This is a genomic window from Acinetobacter sp. Lyrl_1 (assembly GCF_051948795.1).
Classification (GTDB): domain Bacteria; phylum Pseudomonadota; class Gammaproteobacteria; order Pseudomonadales; family Moraxellaceae; genus Acinetobacter; species Acinetobacter towneri.
On record NZ_JAYJLK010000086.1, the window covers coordinates 1 to 1999 of the forward strand.

The 1999-nt window shown below is 35.7% G+C and carries 2 protein-coding genes; both read left to right on the plus strand.

Annotation, left to right across the window (positions count from 1 at the left end; translation table 11 throughout):
• Positions 1-228: 228 nt before the first annotated feature.
• Positions 229-435 carry a hypothetical protein gene (locus tag VF675_RS13570; protein WP_440205378.1) on the plus strand — a complete coding sequence of 69 codons (207 nt, stop codon included), beginning with the start codon at positions 229-231 and terminating at the stop codon, positions 433-435.
• A 957-nt stretch (positions 436-1392) separates the two neighbouring features.
• Positions 1393-1710, plus strand: coding sequence for a DUF2523 domain-containing protein (locus VF675_RS13575; protein WP_218945217.1), 318 nt, complete (start codon positions 1393-1395; stop codon positions 1708-1710).
• The last annotated feature ends 289 nt before the right edge of the window (positions 1711-1999 follow it).

The window sequence follows — 1999 nt, forward strand, 5'->3', positions numbered from 1 at the left end:
CAAATTGAGCAATCTCTTTCTAATTTGGATACGACTATGAATTTTAAGGTTAATAGTCTTTTAAAGTCTGAATTTGACAAGCTTTGTAAGAAATCTCATTCTAATTCTAGTCGTGAAATTAAACTTTTTATGCTTCGCTCTGTTCGTCAGGGGCGTATTTAATCGCTGAAACATTGGACTGCAATCCTTTGTTTCAGCTAAACACAACGATCTATTTGGGAGATCATCATGTCTGCTTCACATCTTAATGCTTTAGATCTTTTAGGCAAGCAAGTTTCTTTTACTTATTCTTTAGGTCAGTCTGTAGGTGATTTGGTAAAAAAAGGAATTGTTACAAGTATTATTCTTAACCTTTCTTCTTCATCTCAAATTCTTATAGATGATCAAGGTGATTTTTATGATCTATCTGAAATCACTGATTTTAAAATTTTATAAACTATTTCCCCTGTACCCTTGATTCTTAACCGTTTCAAGGGTTTTTTTTTGACTATCCATTGAGCGTAGCTCAATGGTAATTGCTTTTAAGCAAGGATACACAAAGGGTACTTTGTGCCTTGTAAGGGGTTCGACCCCTTAACCCCGTAACAGAGGGGGCGGAGTTGCCCCCGAACTGACGCAATAAAAACTCTTAACTTTCCTTTCCCTGATTACAGGCTCCCTTTTGCTCCAGATCGGTAGGTTTTAGGCTTTGCCGACGCAAAAAACATAATGCTTTGATAAATAAAAAACCCGACCATATTGTGTATGGTCGGGTTTCGTTTTATATTTGATGCACGGTTATTAATTATTTGCAGTAATTAATAACGAAAGTTATATGAGCTAGAACTCTATATAAGATTCAAGTTAAAACTCCGTGCTGTTAGATCATTATAACGTGCGTAGAATTAAAATAAATCCCTCTTTCGTTCTTAATCCGTTCAAATAATTAATATCGTCCGTTTAAATGGGTGGTAGGTACAGTGACGACAGCATTTAATTCGGTGATTTTCAGTGTGCTACTGGGGGAGCTGAACAAAGCACACAGCATAATGAGTAGTTTAAGCCTTGATCGTGAATATATTGGGTTTGTCCCTTGTGATGGTCTAAATAGGCTCTAAGCGGTCTTAAATGCGTTCAGGCGGTGATATAAGCCGTAATTAAGACAGACATAGCGTTATACCGTGATATGTCCCTGTGAAGCGATGGCTCGGCTCCGTAGTGATGCCTTACATTGTTCGGGTAATACTCCTAGAGTGTCTTTTTAGATGCTCTAGGGTGAGTATTCCCTGATCTTCTCCAACTCTCACCATAATGATAAAATCACTTACTATTAAAATTGTTAAAAAACAAATATATAAATAGAAATTTGATATAATTTACCTATAAATTTTTAATACAAAAATAGGTTTTTTTATGGCTATAAATATTCCTTTGATGATTCTTTCTAGAGTTGTTCTTAGTGTTGTTGGTAAGCTTGTTGTAGGTGTTACTGTTGCAGGTCTTACTTATGCTTTTTTAAATAATACTGTTCTCCCTGTCATACATCGCATTGAGTCTGCCATTCTTTCTCAATTATCTTCGCTTTCTTCTGTTGGTGGTCCAGTTGGTGAGTTTGTTGCTTATTTAGATTTCCCACATGCTATGTCAATTATTCTTGCTACTTCTGCTGCCTGTACTTCAATTAAGTTGATGGCTATCGCTGTTCGAGCTTTTGGTATCAATACTGGCTAAGTAGTAGGTAGTAGTAGGCGCAGGCAGGAACTTGTTCCGCCGCGACTACTGCTTGAAGGAGTCCACATCTTCTAATGGTGGACTCTAGTCCTATATTTAGGAAAATACGCATACTGTTCTAATAAAAACAATAACTTATAATTTAAATAAAAATATATCTTGCTTTAAAAGTAATTACTTGGTAATTTTCTAATACTTCCTAATTAACTACTAGGTGAATGATTTGTCTGATAATGATGCTTTAAAACGTCTGCAAGCCAGTATTGATGAAAAAACATTACTTGTTGAT